Origin of the sequence: Roseobacter weihaiensis, assembly GCF_020622345.1 — a bacterium.
In the GTDB taxonomy this organism is placed as follows: domain Bacteria; phylum Pseudomonadota; class Alphaproteobacteria; order Rhodobacterales; family Rhodobacteraceae; genus Roseobacter; species Roseobacter weihaiensis.
In genome coordinates this window covers 1-19,683 of record NZ_JACNMO010000034.1, presented here as the reverse complement: position 1 = coordinate 19,683, position 19,683 = coordinate 1, and the positions used below count along the sequence as shown (strand labels likewise).

21 protein-coding genes are annotated in these 19,683 nt (G+C 53.7%); 6 read left to right on the top strand and 15 right to left on the bottom strand.

Annotated features, from left to right (window positions below):
- Window positions 1-7 precede the first annotated feature (7 nt).
- The 12 genes from H7847_RS23975 to H7847_RS23920 all read right to left on the bottom strand — a co-directional run bounded on the left by H7847_RS23975 (window position 8) and on the right by H7847_RS23920 (window position 11,912).
- Entirely contained in the window at window positions 8-2,131 is a 2,124-nt protein-coding gene (locus H7847_RS23975; protein WP_227272023.1) for a type IV secretory system conjugative DNA transfer family protein, read from the bottom strand.
- The gene (virB11, locus tag H7847_RS23970; protein ID WP_227272022.1) at window positions 2,128-3,177 is read right to left on the bottom strand and encodes a P-type DNA transfer ATPase VirB11; all 1,050 of its coding nucleotides are present in this window, start codon (window positions 3,175-3,177) and stop codon (window positions 2,128-2,130) included. The genes H7847_RS23975 and virB11 overlap by 4 nt, the downstream gene beginning before the upstream one ends.
- Before the next feature lie 9 nt (window positions 3,178-3,186).
- Window positions 3,187-4,332, bottom strand: coding sequence for a type IV secretion system protein VirB10 (gene virB10, locus H7847_RS23965; protein ID WP_227272021.1), 1,146 nt, complete (start codon window positions 4,330-4,332; stop codon window positions 3,187-3,189).
- 1 nt (window position 4,333) lies between these two features.
- Window positions 4,334-5,185, bottom strand: coding sequence for a P-type conjugative transfer protein VirB9 (virB9, locus tag H7847_RS23960; protein WP_227272020.1), 852 nt, complete (start codon window positions 5,183-5,185; stop codon window positions 4,334-4,336).
- Window positions 5,182-5,859, bottom strand: a complete 678-nt coding sequence (locus H7847_RS23955) for a virB8 family protein (RefSeq protein WP_227272019.1) — start codon at window positions 5,857-5,859, stop codon at window positions 5,182-5,184. The genes virB9 and H7847_RS23955 overlap by 4 nt, the downstream gene beginning before the upstream one ends.
- 242 nt (window positions 5,860-6,101) lie before the next feature.
- Window positions 6,102-6,995 carry a type IV secretion system protein gene (locus H7847_RS23950; RefSeq protein ID WP_227272018.1) on the bottom strand — a complete coding sequence of 298 codons (894 nt, stop codon included), beginning with the start codon at window positions 6,993-6,995 and terminating at the stop codon, window positions 6,102-6,104.
- 24 nt (window positions 6,996-7,019) lie between these two features.
- Window positions 7,020-7,265, bottom strand: coding sequence for an EexN family lipoprotein (locus H7847_RS23945; protein ID WP_227272017.1), 246 nt, complete (start codon window positions 7,263-7,265; stop codon window positions 7,020-7,022).
- Window positions 7,265-7,978, bottom strand: a complete 714-nt coding sequence (locus H7847_RS23940) for a type IV secretion system protein (protein WP_227272016.1) — start codon at window positions 7,976-7,978, stop codon at window positions 7,265-7,267. The genes H7847_RS23945 and H7847_RS23940 overlap by 1 nt, the downstream gene beginning before the upstream one ends.
- A gap of 22 nt (window positions 7,979-8,000) precedes the next feature.
- Window positions 8,001-10,379: a VirB4 family type IV secretion/conjugal transfer ATPase gene (locus H7847_RS23935; protein WP_227272015.1), complete on the bottom strand. Its 2,379-nt coding sequence runs from the start codon at window positions 10,377-10,379 to the stop codon at window positions 8,001-8,003.
- The gene (locus tag H7847_RS23930) at window positions 10,379-10,723 is read right to left on the bottom strand and encodes a type IV secretion system protein VirB3 (RefSeq protein ID WP_227272014.1); all 345 of its coding nucleotides are present in this window, start codon (window positions 10,721-10,723) and stop codon (window positions 10,379-10,381) included. The genes H7847_RS23935 and H7847_RS23930 overlap by 1 nt, the downstream gene beginning before the upstream one ends.
- Window positions 10,724-10,725: 2 nt before the next feature.
- Window positions 10,726-11,028, bottom strand: coding sequence for a TrbC/VirB2 family protein (locus H7847_RS23925; protein WP_227272013.1), 303 nt, complete (start codon window positions 11,026-11,028; stop codon window positions 10,726-10,728).
- A complete protein-coding gene (locus tag H7847_RS23920) occupies window positions 11,028-11,912 on the bottom strand; it encodes a lytic transglycosylase domain-containing protein (protein WP_227272012.1) in 885 nt (294 codons plus the stop codon). The genes H7847_RS23925 and H7847_RS23920 overlap by 1 nt, the downstream gene beginning before the upstream one ends.
- Before the next feature lie 422 nt (window positions 11,913-12,334).
- Between H7847_RS23920 and H7847_RS23915 the strand changes: the two genes are divergently transcribed.
- From H7847_RS23915 to H7847_RS23890, 6 genes are all read left to right on the top strand, one after another.
- Window positions 12,335-12,955, top strand: a complete 621-nt coding sequence (locus tag H7847_RS23915) for a hypothetical protein (protein ID WP_227272011.1) — start codon at window positions 12,335-12,337, stop codon at window positions 12,953-12,955.
- Window positions 12,956-13,310: 355 nt separating this feature from the next.
- Window positions 13,311-14,573: a replication initiation protein RepC gene (repC, locus tag H7847_RS23910; protein ID WP_227272010.1), complete on the top strand. Its 1,263-nt coding sequence runs from the start codon at window positions 13,311-13,313 to the stop codon at window positions 14,571-14,573.
- Between the two features lie 387 nt (window positions 14,574-14,960).
- Window positions 14,961-15,497: a thermonuclease family protein gene (locus H7847_RS23905; protein WP_227272009.1), complete on the top strand. Its 537-nt coding sequence runs from the start codon at window positions 14,961-14,963 to the stop codon at window positions 15,495-15,497.
- Between the two features lie 322 nt (window positions 15,498-15,819).
- A complete protein-coding gene (locus tag H7847_RS23900; protein WP_227272008.1) occupies window positions 15,820-16,008 on the top strand; it encodes a hypothetical protein in 189 nt (62 codons plus the stop codon).
- A 617-nt stretch (window positions 16,009-16,625) separates the two neighbouring features.
- Window positions 16,626-16,970, top strand: coding sequence for a single-stranded DNA-binding protein (locus tag H7847_RS23895; protein WP_227272007.1), 345 nt, complete (start codon window positions 16,626-16,628; stop codon window positions 16,968-16,970).
- A 56-nt stretch (window positions 16,971-17,026) separates the two neighbouring features.
- A complete protein-coding gene (locus H7847_RS23890; protein ID WP_227272006.1) occupies window positions 17,027-17,392 on the top strand; it encodes a TSCPD domain-containing protein in 366 nt (121 codons plus the stop codon).
- Window positions 17,393-17,664: 272 nt separating this feature from the next.
- On the opposite strand, the gene H7847_RS23885 is transcribed toward H7847_RS23890, so the two are convergent.
- The 3 genes from H7847_RS23885 to H7847_RS23875 all read right to left on the bottom strand — a co-directional run.
- On the bottom strand, window positions 17,665-17,868 hold the full coding sequence (locus H7847_RS23885; protein WP_227272005.1) for a hypothetical protein: 204 nt from the start codon (window positions 17,866-17,868) through the stop codon (window positions 17,665-17,667).
- A gap of 1,367 nt (window positions 17,869-19,235) precedes the next feature.
- Entirely contained in the window at window positions 19,236-19,457 is a 222-nt protein-coding gene (locus H7847_RS23880; protein WP_227272004.1) for a hypothetical protein, read from the bottom strand.
- Between the two features lie 41 nt (window positions 19,458-19,498).
- Window positions 19,499-19,683 (bottom strand): hypothetical protein (locus tag H7847_RS23875; protein ID WP_227272003.1); only part of this gene is annotated, 185 nt, incomplete at its 5' end.

Genomic DNA, 19,683 nt, shown 5'->3' with positions numbered 1-19,683 from the left:
TCCTCAATTACGGATGTGTGCGCAGTTCGGCATCTGGTGCCACGTCAATTTCGAACGCTTGAAGGAGCTCGCGTTGTCCCTGTTGGGTCTGAAAGCGGCCCTCCTTTTTCAGCTTTGAAATCGTGTCACGCGCGCTGTGCTTCTTCAGGTGGAGGCGTTCGAGAGTGATCGTCTCGGGCTTCTCCATTTCTTGCGGTGTCATTTCGACTTCCGCAGGCATCCCGTTGGCCACGTTTTCATCCCGCATCTCGGCGAGAGCTGCGAGTTTGGCATAATCGACCTTCAGACCTTCAATGTCCCGCTTGAGTGAAGCGTTTTCGGCTTTGATCAGTTCGATGTCGGCCGCAGCGGCGTTGGCTTTGAGTGAGGGGACGTCGGGAGGTGCAATGCGGGATCGTTCAAGAAACACTTCCTCCGCATAGAACCTCAGTTTGTTGGCTATTACGGGAGGCTCGCCGCCGACAAGGATGATTGCCTTGGATTGATCCATCATGCGCAATTCTTGCGGCATCATCAGGTCTCGACGCGTTTCGCTTGTGTTGATCGATGCGCCACGGCGCTGTGTGAGCAGCTTTTGCTTGGTCTCGCTGACGGCATCAACACCGTGTGTCCCTAGACGCTCAGACAGTTCCTTGGCGTCTTTGAGAAGTTTCGGAGTGAAAACAATCTCAACACCAGCATTGGCCATGTAACTGTCCGCCGCATCTCGCCCGTAAATGTCGATAAGCTGAGACGGTGACTGGAGGATTGTTAGGACCTTGAGACCGTACCCGGCAAAGAACGCGATACCGTTCTTGAAGGACTCCATTTTTCCAGCAGCGGCGAACTCGTCCATGCAGAGTAGCACTGTGTGCTTCAGCTCAGGATTTTGTTCGGGCAGCTCTTCCAGGTTCACATCGACACATGTTTGGAAGAACAGATTAAACAGCGGAGCGAGGCGGGCGATGTTTTGAGGCGTGATGCCAACATAGATGGTCATCCGCTTCTTCCGAAGGTCTGAAAACTCGAAGTCTGACGCGCTGGTGGCGCGGTCCACAAGCGGGTTCACATAGAGCGCAAGGTGAGATGTGATGCTGCTTTTGACGCTTTCGAAGGTGTTTTCGCTTTTGCTCATGAAGTCATTAAGCGCGCTGATGGTCTGAGGCGATAACGGGCGGCCAGAGCGGTCGCGATCTTTGATACGCTGGCGAAACGTTTCCACGAATTTTTCAGTCATGGTAAGCTGGCGGTAGATTTCACCCAGCGTGAACGGCAGTTCTGGCGTTTCGGCCAAATAGCTGCCCACGCCAACGAATGCGTTACGGGCTGACAAGTCGAAAAACGGATCTTTGTCGCTCAAAGGGATGAAGTTTGCAGCCAAGCGTTGCAGGTCATCAACCTGCATATCGGTTTTTCTTCGGACGCTGCTCAGAGGGTTCCAGCGGTGTGTTTTGCCGTTCGATTCCAAAGGATCGAACAAGTAAACATCTTGCCCGCCAGCAGCTCGAAAACCGGCTGTGAGTGTCCAGTTCTCCTTTTTCACATCGAGAACCACCGCTGAGTCAGGCCAGTTCAGCAGGTTGGGCACAACCACACCAACGCCCTTACCAGAACGGGTGGGTGCGTAGAGGATCATGTGTTCCGGCCCACCATAGACCAGAAGGTTCTTTTGGGTGAGATGGCCCTTCTCAGCGACTTTCACAGCTCCACCCTGTTCTGCAGGGCGGCCATAGCGTCCAACGGGCGTGCCGTAGTGTTTCGACGGAAGAGAACCAGTGAACCCGCCGATCAATCCGGTGCTACTGCGAAGCCCCATCTTTTTGATTTCTCGATTGTTGGCGAAGCGAGCCTTACCATGAACATCCTGCTTGGGCCGGTTGACCAGGAACCCAATGGCAATCAGCAGACCGGGAACGAGACCAGCATACCCGGATATGGCGACCCATTTGACAACTTCGGGGTCTGTGTATCCCGCGAAATATATCTCCGGCCAACGGACGAGCAGGCCAGGGAAGGATATAGGCAAGCTCAGGGCGATGCTTAGAGCGAAACCGGCTGCGGCAAGACCTGCGACGATGGCAACGACCAGACAGAATGCAATCACGAGCGCTTTTTGGACTGGTGACATCGATGGGAATTTTTCGATGATCATCCTGCGCCCTCCTGGTGCTTGCGGGCCGGATCGAAAAACACCTCGGAAATGTATCGCTTGTTGTCATCTCGGCGGATTTGAATGACCACATCGACCATTTGGAACAGCATGGCCTTAATCTCGTTTCGGGTCAGGTCTCGCCCGGCCTCGCTTTCCTTCACAAGCAGGGCCAATTGTTCGAACGCGAGCATTGCTGTGTCAGCATGGATGGTCGTGATCGATCCTGAGTGGCCGGTGTTCACGTTGCGCAGGTAGTAGAACGCTGTTGCATCACGAAGCTCTTGGAGGAAAATTCTATCCGGTCGCATCCGAAGCGAGCTTTCAAGAAGCTCTCGCGCGGAAACCTCAGTGGCGCTTTGCCCGCCCTTCGAATAGATCAGTCTCACAGTGTTTGCGTGCGGAATTTGAAGCTCTACCGTGTCTTCGATTGTGACGATCCGTTCGTGATCCGGGATCAGGGGGATGAGGGCATTCGAGAACGTGGTTTTCCCCGTGCCTGTAGCGCCAGATATGAGAACGTTCTTCTTTTCTTTGACGGCCAACTTCAAAAAGTCGATCCACGCGCATTCATTGTAGAGGCCAATCAAGCGTTCTTCGTGGCTTGTCAGAGGCAGGTCACTTGATAGCGTCAGTGGCTTGTGAGCCACATGATCAAACATGCCTTTGTCTCGCAGCTCTTCTAGGGTCCAACGCTGTGTTGATGGTCTTCTTATTGTGATGCTTATGGTGCCCTTGGGCACGGCAGGCGGATGAACAATCTGTATCCGCTCACCGAAAGGTAGCGTCCCAGAGAGGATTGGCTTTTTGGAAGAGATTTCTTGGTTGGTCGAAGATCCAACAGACGTTGATAGACCAATAAGATAGTCATACGTCAGCTTTGGTTCTTCGTGCAGTTCCCAGCCATCATACGTCTCGACGTAAAAGTGCCCCGGTTCGTTAATGCAAATCTCCGTCACGTCTTCCCTCTCAAGGAAGCTCGCGAAAGGTGCCAATAATGAAGAAAGCCCCACTGGGGCCTTCTCTGGTTTCCGTGAGTGATGGTTCATTGGTTACTCCTATCGCGTTCTCACGAGGCGGTAGACGTCTGAGAAATCAAGGTCCCTTGCGACCATGATGGAGACTTCCTCACCTTGCGGCTTTCTCAAAATGACGGGGATATCGATGGTGCTTTCGAGAGCAGTATTTGCCAGATCACCAGCGGCTCCTCTCGTATTTTCTAGATCATCATCATCAGAAGATTGGGCTGCGATGGCCAGCGCGTCGTCAATGATCGAAAGCAGGATTGTCGATGAGAAACGTGTCCAAAACTGTGTGTCAATTTGCCCGTCAAAACCAGTTCGACCAAGCGCATCCGTCCCTGGCGAGTCCAATGAGATGATTGCGCTTTCTGGCGTCTCAGCACGGGTCCAAATCACAAACAGACGGTTTTGGCCGCGCTGGACCCCGCCACGATATTCCCCAACAACACGTGTTCCACGCTCAAGGAGAACCACCCTGCCGGTTGTGCCGTAGATGTCATCTGTGACCGTGCATGTGACCATGCCACCAAGCGTGGAATCCATTGCAGTATTCAGGTTGCATGGGATTGAGGTTCCTTGCGTGATAGTCAGATGCGGTGCAGGAATGACCGACGCCCGCGATCCTTCCAACGGCGTGCGTGTAAGGTTCCCAGCAAGGGAGTTCCCCAGGTCCTCGACAACTCCCTCAGTCTGATCAATGAAACCCGCGCCCGTGCCAGTTGCACCTGGTACAGGCGGAGCTTGAGGATTGCCGCCGCCGCCAAATGCAACGACCGGCGCTCTCCGGCTGGCTTCAAGAAGCTGTTCAGCCTCAGTCGGTTCTTGATTGGCTGCTGGTTCTTGTTCCCTGATGCGCTGGATGGGACCGACCGGCTCTTGCGGGGCAGGGGTCTCTTCAACCTGAGCTGGCGCAGGAGCGGGCTCAGGTTCCAGAATTTCCGCCGGTTGGAACTCTGTGGTTGGCCGGATACGTGTATCGCGAACGTTGTCCGGCACAGGTTCTTCAGGCTCGCTACCTGGCCACAACGTGAAGACCAATAGAACCATGCCGACAGCCAGACCGACTAAGACAAAGAGCTTTTGGGTATCGAGCCCTTTTTTGCCACTGTTCTCACTGGTGACTGACGCGATCGTTCTCTCGCCATCCACAACCGGATCGGCATTTGTGTTTTGATCTGACATCTTATTGCCCTCCGATTACTTCGCGACCCACGCCATGTGAGACAGTGCCTGTTTCTGAGAAATGGCCTGGACCTCCAAACCCTTCATTGAAGATGCCTGCGACCTGTCCAGAGCGTCTTAGAATGATGCTGTGGGCGACACCTTGAACGATGATCCGGTTGTTGCTGATCGTGGTGTTTGCAAGACGCTCTTGGCCGTTTTCATCAGCCAAATACACCGACGGCATCCGCTGACTGTTTCCCATGGAAATCACAGTCGTCGTGCCATTGTCGTAGACCTCACGCGGACGCAATGAGCTGGGACCGGCGTAGGTGTACATCCAATTCCGCGGACCAGCATTGAGCGCAGCGTTGGTCAAACGGCGGTCAATAGCAGCTTGCTCAGCCGCTGCGCGTTGTTCGGCTTGATCGGCTCGGCGTGCAGCAGCTTCATCCTGCGGATACCGAAACCGAACAGCGAAATAGACATTTCTATCGTTGTCCATGATTTCGCCTTCGCGTGTCAGCAGTTCGAAGTTATATGAGCGTGTGGTGCCATCGCCGCGCGTGGTTACAACTTGAAGGTTGGTGGGCGGGTGAGGCTCACGCGCTTTGAGGAACAGAACGTTTCCGCGCGGCTGCGTTTCCCAGGCAACGGTGTCACCGGCGGCTACATCGACAATCTCCTCGCCTTGAGCAAAGACGACCTGCACCGATGTTCGGATTGTGCCAACAACACGAACTACATCCCATTCATTGTATTCAACCCAACGGATGCGAGTGTCGTATCTGCTTGGATTTGGCTCATCCAAGGACAGCGCAGGCGTTGATGCGAAAATAAGAATGCCAATCAGAAAAGCGAAACGGTGTTTCATTCTACGACCTCCGGATCAGCTCGATAGTCTGTCACAACGAAGCCAAGGGGATTGATCAGACGATTTCGATCACTGATCGTTGCATCGGCGCGGTACTCAAACTGAACGGTTGCCACCCATTGGGTGCGCACCGTGTCTTGCGTCTGAGTAACGGTCCGGACGAACCGGACTTGCGCGAGATTGTCACCTATGAACGAGATGGATCGAATATCCACCTCTGCGGTATCGAACCTTCCATAGATAAACTGAGGCGACTCTGGATTGCCTGCATTGTAAAAGGCGCTGAACTCTTGTTGCTCGGCCGTTGAAGACAGCAACATTACTTCTTCGAAAATCGCCTCGCGAGACGCAAAATTGTAACCTTCACGAGTGCGGACATACCTCGCAAGAAAGTATTTCCCGACAGCCTCTTCGTACTCCATTTCGCCATCGCTCAGGGACGTCATGACTTCTGGAACGCCGGTAGCGTTGTCCACTCGAATGACAAAGGGGACGACCGTTTTCAAAGGAGTAAGCGATGCGACCGCAACACAGGCCGCGAGCGCGACCACCGACGAAATTCCGGCGATAGTCCAGGCAAGGCGTCGTGATCGATCAGAACGCAAGCGCATGTCATAGTCGAATGAACGCGCTTCCTTGAAGTATCTCTTCAGATCTTCATCGTCTGTCATCATTGGACTTCCCTCGGCAGGTTGGCCAAGGCTTGCTGACGGAGACGTACAGCTTCCTCATGATCCCATCTGTTCGGGTTGAGAGGAACGACTTGTGCGCCGCTAAGATCTGGTGCTTGCGGGGGGTTGATGTTTGCGCATGCAGAGACCGACAATGCCGCGCAAAAGAGGACCAACAACGATTGTTTACGCATCGGGGATTACCTTAGTTATGGGTTGGCAAGCGAATGTGTCCGCTGCGTCTGTTAAGCTCGTGTAGCGCGGCCAGAGCCGCCACCACCTCCGCCACCGCCACCGCTACCGCGACGGAACAAGGCCCGCTCTGCGACGCGCTGCGCGGCGCCAGTGGATGACTGCGCGCCCGCGCTCAAAGCCGCAGCTATGCCGGGAAGGAGAAAGAAGAAGATTGTGCAAATCATCAGCCCAATCGCCATGTAGATCACGGCCTGAGTTGCTTCGATGCCATCAACGGAGGTGAACACATCGCCAATGAAGGCGGTGGTGAAAATGGCCAGGATGGTCACAAGGAGCTGGAGGATCGCGAAGTTCACGACCTGACCCAGCCAACTGAAAAACCATCCTCGCGTAAACTCAAAGAGAGCAAATGCAACAAACAGCGGTCCCAAGGCCGCCATGAGAGCCAGTCCAAAATTGGCTATCAACGTGACGACGGTCGCGACGGACGCAAAGCCAATGGCGAAGCAATAAAGAACGAAGCTCATCACGGCTGCAAAGATCTGACCAGCCAGATTGAATGAACCGTATTGAGACTTAATTTCCTCAGCCACAGCCCCAGCACGGGCGATAACACCGTCCCATGGGGCAGTCGCGCCGGGTCCGGCAGTCAGCGACGATATGAAATCGGGGATCGCAGTCAGGATCGTGTCGCCAACCCAAGTGTTGTATTCTCCAACATTGGATACGAGCGTGACAATGATGCCCAATTTCAGCGCTTGGATAGCGAAATCAAGTGCACCACCCGTCGGGCCACCGCGCATCAAGAAAAGCCCATATCCAATGATGTAGATCGTCGCCGCAACAGAAATCGGCCCGGCCAGAGCCGCCGCCATCTGACCAGTGATCGCATTCACTGTAACCAGCATCGAGGCGAGGAAACCGTCATATAAAGTCTGAAGCATTGACAATCCTAGGAGAGAAAGAGGTCACTCGTTGGTGATTTGATCACGCCAGAGTTGTTGTGTGTCATCGATTTTCGCGAGCGACTCTGCTTCGAGAGCATTGACGCAGTTTGCGTCCTGATCCGCAGCATTGGTCAGCTCGCACTCAGCCAGACGCTCAGCGCGCTTGATGGGGTTTTCTTGGTAGTATTGAACCGTGAAAACCTCATCTTGCTTGCAGCCAGAGAGAGCGAGGAGACAGAACGCGACAAGTGTTACTTGAGTCTTCATTAGAACTCAGACTCCCACATCGCGCGGTTTTCTTCCCATCGCTGAATTGTCGCTTCGGTTGACCGTGAGTCCGAGAGCTGGTTTTGCGCTTGTTGCAGCATGGCAAGACCAGAAATGCGGTTTGCATCATTCTGGAGCATGGCCGTTTCGATCTGGATACGCCCGCTCAGAGCATCCATGTCTTTTTGTGTCTCGGCATTGCCCAGCTCTTCGCGGAGCCTTTCGAGGCCGGCCAACCGCTCGTCAGCAGATTGAAGGATGCGATCGCCAACAGCGCCATCACGCGCGGCATTTTCGGTGATACGATCAAGCTCTGTCCGGTAGAAGTCTTCAGCGTTCAGCTCTTCCGTGGTGATTGATGTGAAATCAGCCAAGTCTTGCGCTGTGCCTGCCAGATCACCAAGCTCATCAAGTGGCGTCGTCAACGACGAGGCCACCTCCATGAAATCTGGGCCAAGCAATTCGCGGACAGCCGGATCGTTCAGCGCGTCAGCAATCTCGTGCATGTTGGTGAACCCATTCACCGAGTCATAGAGACGGCGCGCTTCTTCCAGTTCCGCTACCATTTGTGCAATTTCCTGGGTGAACTCGGCTCGCGCGTTCGCAATCGCTGATCCGTCGATGACCGGGATACCTTGGGCATACACCGGAAGCCCGGTCAGGGGCGCGCTGAGAACGGCGCTCAAAGCCGCGATGGACAGCATGTTCTTCATGGGTCTTAGCTCCTTTTGGTGGTCACGCGAGCAATTCTGGTCGCGCCTTGATGGTTGAGTGGAAAATGGGAAGCCAAACCGATGGATCATCGGTGCCTTCCCGTTCGATGATTTCTTCCATGATGGTCAAGGTTTTGTCCTTTCCTGAAAGGACGTTCAGAGCTTCATCATGTCCGCGCAGGTCAAGCTCACAAACCACTGCATCCTGACCTTGCTTGAAGAGGAACTGACCTTTTTCTAGCTCTGTCCGGACGATGGTGTATTCACGGTGTGAAAGCCCAAACTCTCCAATCAATTCATCCTCTTGTGCCTTATCGCTCGGGAAGAAGAGAGCGCTGGCACATTGGTTGATGATTGTACGTGAAATGGAGCTATCAATAACGTCAGAAGGATCTTGCGTGCCCATCACCATAAAGCCGTTACGTTTTCGCAGAACCTTCAACAGATCCTTTGCAAACTCGACAAAGGATGGATCGTCCAGCGCTTTCCAAAACTCATCAATGAAGATGGCGAGACGCTGACCGTTGATGAGCTGGCGGACGCGATACAGCAGGTAGAACATGATCGGACTGCGGATTTCGGGTTCATCCAAGAAGGCAGTAATATCGAAGCCCATCAGATCAGCATCAAAGCCAATTTTGTCTTCGTCGTTATCGAAGACCCAGCCAAGGCGTCCGCCCTCACACCATTTCTGAAGCCGAGTAGAAATGTCTTCTTCTGCGAAATCGGACGAACGCCCTAACAGCTCGCGGACAACTTCAACCGACCGCAAGGGTTGTTCGATGTCCTTCAGAGAGCGCACGGCTTGCTCAATCCGGGCGTTGTCCGTTGCGGTGAACGGGTGCTGATCGTCCCGAAGGAGAGACTTAATCAGTGCGATAAAGAACGTCTCTGTCTCAGCATTCAGAGGGATCTTCTTGAAAGGCGCACACCCTGTAGGTTTACCGATAGCGAAGTTCAGATAATCCCCGCCACACGCTCGAACGAAAATCTCGCCACCTCGATCCTTGTCGAAGAAGACGCGCTTCACATCGAGCTTTTCAAGCTGTGACAGCATGAACAATTGCCACACCGTCTTACCTGAACCGGACGGCCCCAAGACCGCCGTATGGCCCAGATCACCGTTATGAAGATTGATGTGAAATGGACCGCCCGATGATGTTTTGAGCTTTGCCATGGCCTGTCCCCAATGATTGCCGTCAGGCTTCCCGGAGGGGTAATTGTGGAAGGGCGACATGGCGGCAAAATTTCGGCTGTTGAGAGTGCCGGGCCGTAGGCGCTGCGATCTGTTACCGGGCAATTGAGCCCAGAAGGCGCTTTCGATGCCAAGGTCTTCGCGTGCAACAACGATCCCGCAATCGGACATCACGCGGGAAGCGTCATTCATGGCGTTCTGTTTTTCTTTCAGAGTGTCAGCGAAAACCGTCAGAGACAGGTTGTGTTCACCCATGACATATGCGTTTGCCATAAGTTTTTTTCGCGCATCCAACAGATCGTCCGCCTGATCCGCGCCAGCATCTTGGGCGTTAGACATTTGCCCACGCTTCAACTCCATATCGTCAAGCTGGGAGCCTTTGTTGAGGAACCGGAAGCTCTGAGCCAATACAAAGCGATAGGGGGCAGACAACAGCTCGTCGAACATGTCAGGTCGTGTATTTGGGGTGTGATCCTTCATCCCAAGGACGCCGCCGATGGTTGACCCGCCGGGGTGGCGAATTTCAAAGGCTTCCCGACCAAACAACGCCCGATCAGTGTATACAGCGTTGGCAATCGGCCCATTGGTCAATGGCATGAGTTCACGGCGACCGCTGATGATTTCGCGGAGGAAACTGACCGGTTCCGAACAGATGACACCACGTCGATTTTTTACAAGGCCGAGCAATTCAGGGCCGTATCGACCCAATGACGCCATAAGATTTGCGCTATTCTCTTCGAGCTGTTCAAGCAGATCGGCATCCACTTCAACGTCAGTCTTCCGGGCCTTCCTCGCACCGCGGCTCCAGTTCAAGCGAGAAAGCCCCTTTGGTTGAACGTATATCGTCACATACAGATCATTCGCAAACAGGCGCTTGCTTGTGATCTGAGCCGTATACGTCTTGTCCAACCACTTCGAAAAATCCGTCTTGCACTGCCCATCTGGCAAAGACTTATCCTCACGCCGGATGATGTGGCTGTAGAGCATCACGTTATCATCCGCGACCTGCCTAAGTGCATTCGCCAAACGGCTGTGCAGCGTGTTGATCGTCTTGTTGTCGATGGTGGTGAAGGACGCACCTCGGAGTTTCATGACGCGAAAGGCACCACGGGAGCTGGTGATCACTGTGTGATCATCAGCATGCCGAACAAACGGAAGATATGGCTCGGCAAGCAACTCACGTTTTCTGAGAGATTGAACGCCCATCAGTTATGATCCTCGAAAGAGTATTTCCGATGGAGGCGAAGAGGTGAGGTGGACGAACCACCCCACAGTTTGCGGTTGGAACAACGCGCCTTCGTTTCCAAAAACCGGAAAATGACACGGAACGCATTGGCGTCCTTTTTGACAATGAGACGGCAGAGCGCAAACAGGGGAACGATGATGCCGAAGTAAAGCATGCTGTCCAAGACGATCATGATCAGACCGGAAACCATCAAACAGAGAACCGCCGCTTCCAGCGGCACCCCTTTGAACATTGCTGGTCTGGTCAAGGCCAGGAACACTTTGTCCTGCTGAATTTCTTCGTCCGTGAATGCGCTCTTAGCCATGTTTAGGCCCCCGTAATCAGGGCAAGGATTTCGACGGCCGAGAAGATGACGATGATACCGACGATGGCATAACCGGTTTTTCTCAGGTCGATCAGGTTGAACATGAAGGCGAAGCCAACAAGGATGATCGCAATCAGTGCGAGAGGCCGCCTGACGTTGTTGAACTCATCCAGAATGTTGTTCAGGAAATCCGTGAAGCCCTGCGCTGATGCAGGAACCGCAGAATGGATCAAAAGCACTGCTGAGAACGTCAGCATTGCCCCAAACTTCTGCCATCTGGTCGGTGGGGTGGTGGTTGTGCTCATTAATTGGTGTCTCCTTGACTGCTGAACACGATGGCAGAGGATCTGTCCGTGCTGCCGTAAACGTCCCAATGGCGGGACGCATCTTCTCCAGGGGAGGCGGTTGTGGGGGAGGCAGAGGCCGCAACCCGCACTCCGTCTCGCCCTGCATCGTTCATGACCCTGCCGACATAGCCGTTGGTCACGCCACGCTCGCTATGTCCGGTGTTGTATGTTGACAAAGCAATTTGGAGAGCGTCATCGCGGCTATGACCCGCACGACGCGCACGATCATATCCATCTCGCAGAACCACTTCTGCGGCAGATAAATTTGTGCAAACGTCGAAGACGGTTTCGGCGGACAATTCCAGCCAATCCCAGTTTTCGACGTTGATCTGAGCAATTCCGGCATCGAAACGTTCGCCAGCGGCCATGAGCTGGCGTACAACGCTTATGGCTTCACTTTGACTATCCGGAAAAATGCTGCGTGGGTTTGAACCACCAACACCGATGGCATACGGGTGAAATCGACTTTCGACCGATGCCACTCCGGAGAGAATGTCGAGGCTAACTGTGGGCGCACAGTTTTCAGCGACAATAGCGAATTGATCGGCGTTAAGCCGGTCAGCCTTCGCCTGTATCGTAGTAATGGCCACGACTCCAAACGCCAAACTCAAGTGGCAAATGGAGTTCTTGATCGCGCTGGCCTTCAAACAAACGTCGATGGTAATTGTAGAGGGCGTTGAGTTGTTTGAATTGCCGTGGCTTGCTTGGGGTTTCCGTGGAACCGACCCCAAATTCTTCACCGTCTGCTGAGCAAACCTTGATTGCCCAATAATCCAACGCATCGGGGTCTTCTGAAACCCCGACAGCAAGGTACTGCACACAGCCTCCGTGCTGGAGTTCATGTATCAGATCCTTGGGTCCTACCTTATGAAGCTTTGGCCGAGACCCGTCATTTCCCTTTTTCATGAAACCCCCTCCCATGTTGCGAGATTTTGACCCCGCATTTTCGTGTCACAGAAGGGTTCGTACAGAGATTTTCTCTGGAAACTAGGGCATTGTACCAACCTGTGTGTGCCAGTAAACCCAAAAAGCTGAGCAAACTGATTTTACTCAGGAAAATGGATTTACTTGAATTTGTGAGAAGCCTGTTCTACGCTCAGCATACGTTCTGAGCGACAAATCGCTTAGATTTCAACAGCTTGCCAAATCATTAGAGCGGGTTTGATCGAGAACGTCAAACAGCTCTCTGTGGAGCGTGAGCGGAGAACTGCTACCAACGGTTGTCCGTCTGGCGGTTTAAGCAGCCGCCGCCAAGGAAAAAGAAATGAAGCTACAACGGGTTGCCGGGGCCATCGGTCTCGCCGTCGCCTTCACTTTGCCAAGCATCGCAAGCGCCCAAAGCGGCACTGACGGTGGCGACATCGATTGCAAGGTGATTCTTTGCTTGGCCGGTGGTTTTCCATCGCCGAGCTGCAATGATGCTCTGAGTTATATGCTGGACCGCATCAGCCCACCTCGCCCGAAGCCGCCGTTTGGCTTCTGCCCCATGAGCAACGGCGAGGAATACACAAACTACGACGCGCCGTATGCACGGCTCAACACACGATCCGCTTCCGGCTGGGATTGCCCGGAAGGTAAACGCCTGTTCTTCCGGCGCATTGACGAAGACCATGGGCGGGATCGCATTGAGGCGTGGTGCTACTCACACACGACTACCACCAGAACGCGCGACGACGGCGATTGGCAATCAAGGACAGTCTATCACGGTCGATCAAGCGCAACCCCGGTGAACTTCCAAATTCAGATCACCGTGGAGCCGGGCACAGAGCAGCAGTGGGTTAGCCCAACCTACAGGATCAACTACAACACAGGGTACATGAGGCAAATCCTCAACGGGTCACCACTCACGACGCACCAAGAAGCCACGACAAACCCAGAGGGATAGGCGGTGATCGGTGCCCATTTCATTTCAGATGGGCACCGATCCAAGCGCAAGGACCACATAGTCTTGTGCCAAACACAACGAAAAACGCAGGATTTACGTGATGACCACAGGATGTGTATCCTAGGCACACAAGAATCAAAACAAAACAGAGCGAGTAGCAACCACAAATAAAGAGAAACCCCGCGAGGCGCGGGCCCGACGGGGTGATGGACAACCTGCAAGTTGCCAAAAATCTCATGTGACAATGGATTTTTACCATCACCCAGACATGCAAGGCAAGAAAAAAACGCTCTTGAGCGAACCTTAGAATATTGCCTTGTCTGGGTCTGTTGTCTCGCCAACACGCGAGGACAGAATGAACAACGCAATACAGGCTATCCACGGTCCGGAGGCGCACGCTGTGTGCTTCCCAACGCTCCCTGAAGGTATTCAGAGACACCATGTTGAGGCCCTTCTACTTGATCTAGGCGGTGCCATAGGTCTCTCAAGAAGCCTTCTGATCACTTTGCTACGCATGATCAAAGACACCCGGCCATCGGACTGGACCAGTCCGGATGTAGAGCCGGTGTGCTACATGCAGCAAACCAAAATCGCAGAACGCCTAGAGAAGACAGAGCGTCAGGTTCGGAATGATGAAGCCGCGCTTTGCAAGCTCAAGTTGGCGACAAAGAACGTGGCGGGGAACGGGGGAAGGGGCCGCATCCGGCACCCTGACGGCAGCGAATTTCGCCAAGGCATCGTTTTCACACCGCTGATCGAGGCGTATCAAGCACTTGTCGCCATCAGAGATGAACGTGCGCGGGCGCGCGCCACAACACTGACACTGCGCCGCCATTGCAGCTCATTACGCCGCAAGATCAAGGTGTGTTTGCGTGAATTGGCCCATGCTCGCCCATCGAACACACAGGTCAAAGATCTGATCACCGAGGCCGATCAATGGCCTCATGGGTATGGCAGCTATAAGACAATCGACCAGCTTAACGCTCACCATGACGAGCTGGTCACAATGTTAGAGACCGTGAACCGAATCTCTAATTTTAAGGAAAATACTTCCGGTGAACCGGAAGCAATGTTCCGCCCCTATATACAAGATACAACTGAAGAAATTCTTGTACCTTGTAAGCAAGCTGTGGATAAAATGACCGCCTGCAAACAGGCGGACACTAAAATTTCTGAAACGAAGCCTGACGGCTCCGTTATTTGCCTAGAAAAAAGTGTGCGGGCTGAAACGGAAGCGCACAATAGCAAATTTATCAGCAGGTTGACGCCGGAGCGCCTGAGAGCGCTTTGTTCGGACGAGATGCGTTTGTACATCGACGCCTTCAAGAGTACACTTGGGCCACTCAGCCAAGATGACTTCATAAATGCAGCATCGCAGCGAGTGCCTGAGCTTGGAATTAGCGCCTCGGCATACCGGGATGCTGTCACCCAAATGACTGCCCTAGGAGCTGCGCTATGCATCCTAGTCATCGATCAAAACAGACATCATCCAACAACACCCATCCGGCGACCTGGAGGCGCATTGCGAGCCATGACCCGGCGCGCGGCGGCCGGAAACCTTCAGATTGTTGGAAGCTTGATCGGACTGTCCGAACGTCTCAAAACCGGAAACCAATGACCATGCTTTGCCTCGTATTGGTTGCGTGCTGGCTTGTACCAAGCCTCGCTCTCGCACACGGAACCACTGTCGAAACAGAGTGTTATCGACCGTTCCCGCCTATTGCCGAGGACTTCCTTGACCGCGGCGACACAGAGGGGCTTCGGGCGTCATTCGAAACCTATTTCGATGACGTTGAGACCTATCTGAATTGCCTGAATGCTGAATCAGCTCGCATCCGCGCCGAGGGGCAGAGAGCGGCGAACGATTATGGCAGGCTGTTAGATCGATTGCCTCCCTCACCATGGACGGTTCAGCCCGAAGAGGAACAGTTCGATGCGCCAGCTCGACCAGAAATGCGGGACAGTGGATCGATCATCCTGTCACCGCAAGGGTAGGGGCACAGCTATGACACCAATGAGATCCTTGGCAACAGTGCTGGTGCTCACAGTCGCCTTTGGCGTCGCTGGCCTATACTTCGCGCCTAACATGTCTCAGGCGATCGGAGGGCAAAAGTTTGGCCCTTTTATACCCGTTATCATTGACGGTGACACTTTAAGCGACGGCGAAAACCGCTTCCGCTTGGTCGGTGTAGACGCTTGTGAAATGGGCCAGCCCATCACCTTCGATGGATATGAACAGCCGCTGGATTGCGGCTTTTTCGCCAAATCGTTTGTGGAACGATTTATCCAGGATTACCACGTGATCTGCCATGATCAGGGGTCGCGAAGCTACGGCAGGATTGTTGCCCGCTGCTTTGTGAACGCTGGTCAGGACTATACCTCGATAGACAATGACATCGGTGCCTTCGCAGTAATGTCCGGATGGGCCACTGTTACAGACCACGCGACAGGCTTGTTCGCGGCTAGATACATCTACGAAGAAACACTAGCACAAGTTTCTGGAAGGGGCGCATGGCGTGGTGCCATTGTCCAGCAAGAATGAGTGTCTTTTGCATCGCAAAACCACTCGTGATCAGTGCCGACATAAATATCTGATAACACCTGTTATGTTAAATAAGTCAGCCATGTTGACCTAATAAAGTCGCGCCGGAACCATGCCGCCAAACGAAAACGCTGGCACCTCTGGGCACCAGCGCTTCACCTTCGTGGCCATCGGCGTCCCCGCCTGTACCACGCTAAAGAAGATAGTCGAAAACCCGGTATTTTCAAAGGACTCGATGAAGTTCTGCGCAGAGAAATGCCAGAAATCGTCAGATCAGCGGCGCAACATTGCCAACCGGCATGTCGCCTCATAAGCTCGCACCATGGCACAAAAAGTTTTCGACATCGTCTACGCTGTCATCCTCATCGCCGCCACAGGCTGGATCGCAAGCATCATGATCGAGTTGATGGCCGAGCGCGGCTACCTCGATGAAGTCACACTCATTGGTGTCCTGGGCGGTGCTGTCCTCGGGGCCTGGTCGATGTGGAAAGCCCGCATCCGGTTCGACTGAATTTCTTCAAGCTTTCACCTTCTAGAAATATCCACGGGGTTTGGGGCAGTCAGCCCCAAGTCTGTCCATTTTAATCCTCCAGCTTGTCCATAGGCGATTGCGCTGAATCTCGCCTAAGTGCTGTTCAGCACTAGCATAATCATTTGCCGCTTAAGATGTTGATGAAATAAATTCGTCGTGTCAGGTCGTGCGGGTTTGCTCGCCTTACTTGGATTGTTGCGGGGTCACAAATGAACCTCCCGCTTGAAGCACGTCGCTGGTCACAAATTGTCGCCAGTCTTGCCGTCATTGAAGATAGCCACACTCATCCCAGGATCGAGAAACTGCCGTTGTTGTCTTTGCACGGTCCGCATGTAGAGGCATTGTAGGATTGGCCTCATTCTGACTTTTCCCCCGGCCTCTAAAAACCGAGCGTCCAGGATCTCATTGTCACCTGCAACCGTGTTTCTCAAACGGAACATTTTTCAGATCCCTCTTGGCGAGCACTCCGGCTAAAGCACTCCGTTTCAAACAAAAAAACGGTTTCCGCCGTGCGGACCCTCCGTTTTTTGGTTTGATCGCATCAGGCTCTGACATGACCGTTTTTCATCGAAACACTCAAATGCAGGAGACAGAAAATGAGAACCTTCGCAGAATTTCAGATCATCGGCCGGGTTGGAAAAGTCAAAGAGGTCGGCACCACCCTCCGGGTGAGCCTCGCCTCTGAGTACGGCCGCAAGGACAACAACGGCGAGTTTCAATCGAAGCCCTACTGGAACGAGGTCACGATCTTCAACGAGAACGTCATCAAGTGGGCCAAAGACAATGTGACCGCCGGCGACGTGGTTCATGCGCGAGGCACGATGCGCCAGTCATCCTACGAAAAGGACGGTCAAACCGTGTACGACATCACACTCGCAGCGAACGATTTCGACAACATGACACAGGCGGTCAAACGATCCATCGAGCGGCAAGAGGGCTAAAGCCCCGGCGGGCCATCAAAGGCCCGCCTGCCCCCGCTCTCTGTCCGGAGGAAACCATGGACGACTTCAAAGATACCCCGACACCGCGCCACAGCCTTCCAGGTCGACGCCCGAGCGAGAACCGAAAGATCGTCACCCCCGAAGGCCACACAGTTCATCTCACCATTGGCTACGATCCGCGCGATCAAGGGCGCGTGCGCGAGGTGTTTTATTCCGGCGGCTTCAGAACCGGCTCGCAGCTCGAATTTCAAATCCAAGACGCCTGCGTTCTGATTTCGTTGCTCTTGCAACACGGACATCGCCCCCCAGAGATTGCAAAGTCTCTCGCCCGCGTTGAACAACCGACCGGCGACGTTGCCTATGGCAGCATCATCGGCCTCATAGCCGACGAGCTGATCACGGCATCCCTTCTGGAAGGCTGATTTTCGAAATTCCTTGCACGAACATTACATGAACATCTATGAAGTTTCATGCGCAAAGCTTTCGATCACCCTTACCGTGTCGTCCGATACGACACAGACGAAAATTTGATCCAGGAACTCGCACAGTGCGCTCATTTTGATCTGGCTGCAGCGTGCCAGGACCAGGCAACGAAGATCTGGCCACATGATGAAATCGCTGTGCAGCACGGCATCAGAATCATGACCAAGAAAGGTCCTTATGCGGAAGGGCCGCCATAGGCGGCCCTTCGCGTTCAGTCCCTATCTGGGATTTTCTTTGAGGGTGGGAACGCGACCAGCTCAGTCGCACCGACTGGAAAGTCGAGCTGGATTGCCAGAAAGGTTTCATCAGTGCCGTTCTTTGTTCTTTCGAACACTGCCCCGACCCGACGATATGCGGTTTTTTCGACGCCATCGACTTCGAATTTGACAGGAACGGTGAGGGTGTAATGCGCCATTTGGGTCTCTCCTTGTTTCGATGAAGGTGGCAAAACGCATCGAATGAGGGTGCGGTGCAGGCCGAAAAACGGAGGCTCCCCCGGAAGCCGTTTTTCTGCTTGCCGGAGCGCAGCGGAGGGTACGCCAAGCCCGCGATGCGTCACCTCTCATCTTTGCAGAAACAAGGCAGGTAAGACCCAACTGCCATTACACAACCGTTTTCCATAAATCAGTCGTCTTGAGAGGAAACCTGCGCGATCATCAGTGGCGCGCGGTTAGATAGAACGAGCCGGCACAATGACAGCCATCATGCTCCAAATTCGAAGATCGTTTTTCGTGGCCACGTTTTCACCTGAATGGTCCCCGATAAGGCTCGAAGGCCAATTGAATATGCGGACATCCCAGAAGGAAATTCATCGCTGCGTGAACTGACCGAAAATAGATACAATGCGCCTTCCGATCAGACCACAGCGTATGAGGCTTGCTAGCGTAATTTCCTGTACCAACATGACGTTGAAGCCATTGCCGCGTCAGCTCGTTCGTCGCGGGATCGGACTTCACACTCAAACGAACAGGAAACTCCCTGTCCATAATCTCATAGCGATGTGGTGATTTCGTTCCCATAAGAACGGAACATAACAAGAACATATGTGGCGGTTCCAGTGGTATTTGATATGGGCAAATCCTGCGCTTTCGCACAGGACCGCGCTCTAGGCTTCAGCCGGCAGACCGGCTTTCGCCCGAAGCCCCCCTGCCCTGTTCTCCCTGCAGCCGGAAAGCGGTGTAACCCGTCTCGGCCGAGCCAGGTTTCACCGCGGCCTCATGGTCGCCCAGGGCAGCGTGTCTTCGCCCTTGCGGGTGACGATCGTTCCCTCCGCTACGCGTCGGCTTTTGTGGGCCAGGCACAATAGGCGCGTCAGACTGATATGGTGAGCGCCTGGGGCAAACATTGATGAACTGCCGCTGCCTATCTGACCGACTGTCCGAGACGCTGCGCTGTGCTGTGACATTAGCCCGATGCAAAGTGTCCATGCCGTCTCCGTGATCACCTGAGCCAATCCTACACGGCGCGAGAACCTGTCAACACCAAGCCCTCCGGGGCGCTGCGCGCATGTTGACTGGCCCTCTTATCCGCCGTGTCTGGCTGGCTCGTTTAATCACTTAGGAGACAGTCATGAAATACATTCGCAAAAAGTCCAAAGCCCTTCGTCGCAGAGCAGCAAGACGCCTGAAAACGATCAGAAAGCAGCTCCGGAAGATCGATCTGAGCCTATCGATTTCAATCAATCTACTGGTTGTCAAAATCGCCATCACGATCAAGCGACGAGACTAAGTCGCTGTATAAGACGCGGGTGCGGGATCGATCCTCACCCGTGTCTTGCGTCGATCAGTTGGCCACGCTCTCGGAGACGACTTTGACCGGCTCTCTGTCAAAGGTCTCGTTCACTTTGTTGAGCGCTGAGACGAGTATTTTCGACGCCCAAATCGGATCATATCCCATATCCAAAACAAGGTTTTTCACGGTCGATGCAGCCAAATCATCGTCGTTGATCGGCAAGCCGCCATGATCAGAAAACACCTTGAGAACTTCCGCATACTCATCTCTCATTTGTCATACCTGTCATGTGAAAAGATGCCTAAAGTGGAAGCTTAGGCTATCTTGATCATTCGAAGAACAGAACTCTCTATTGCGGCAAACCAAGCCAAACGGGCGATGGACAGCCGACACGTGTCATCTTCTGCATTGATCAGATGAGATCCGCGCAGGGTGCGCAGATCGATGTGACAGCGGACATCGCCCCCGCCGCTTCGCTCTAGGGGCGCTGACGATTTTT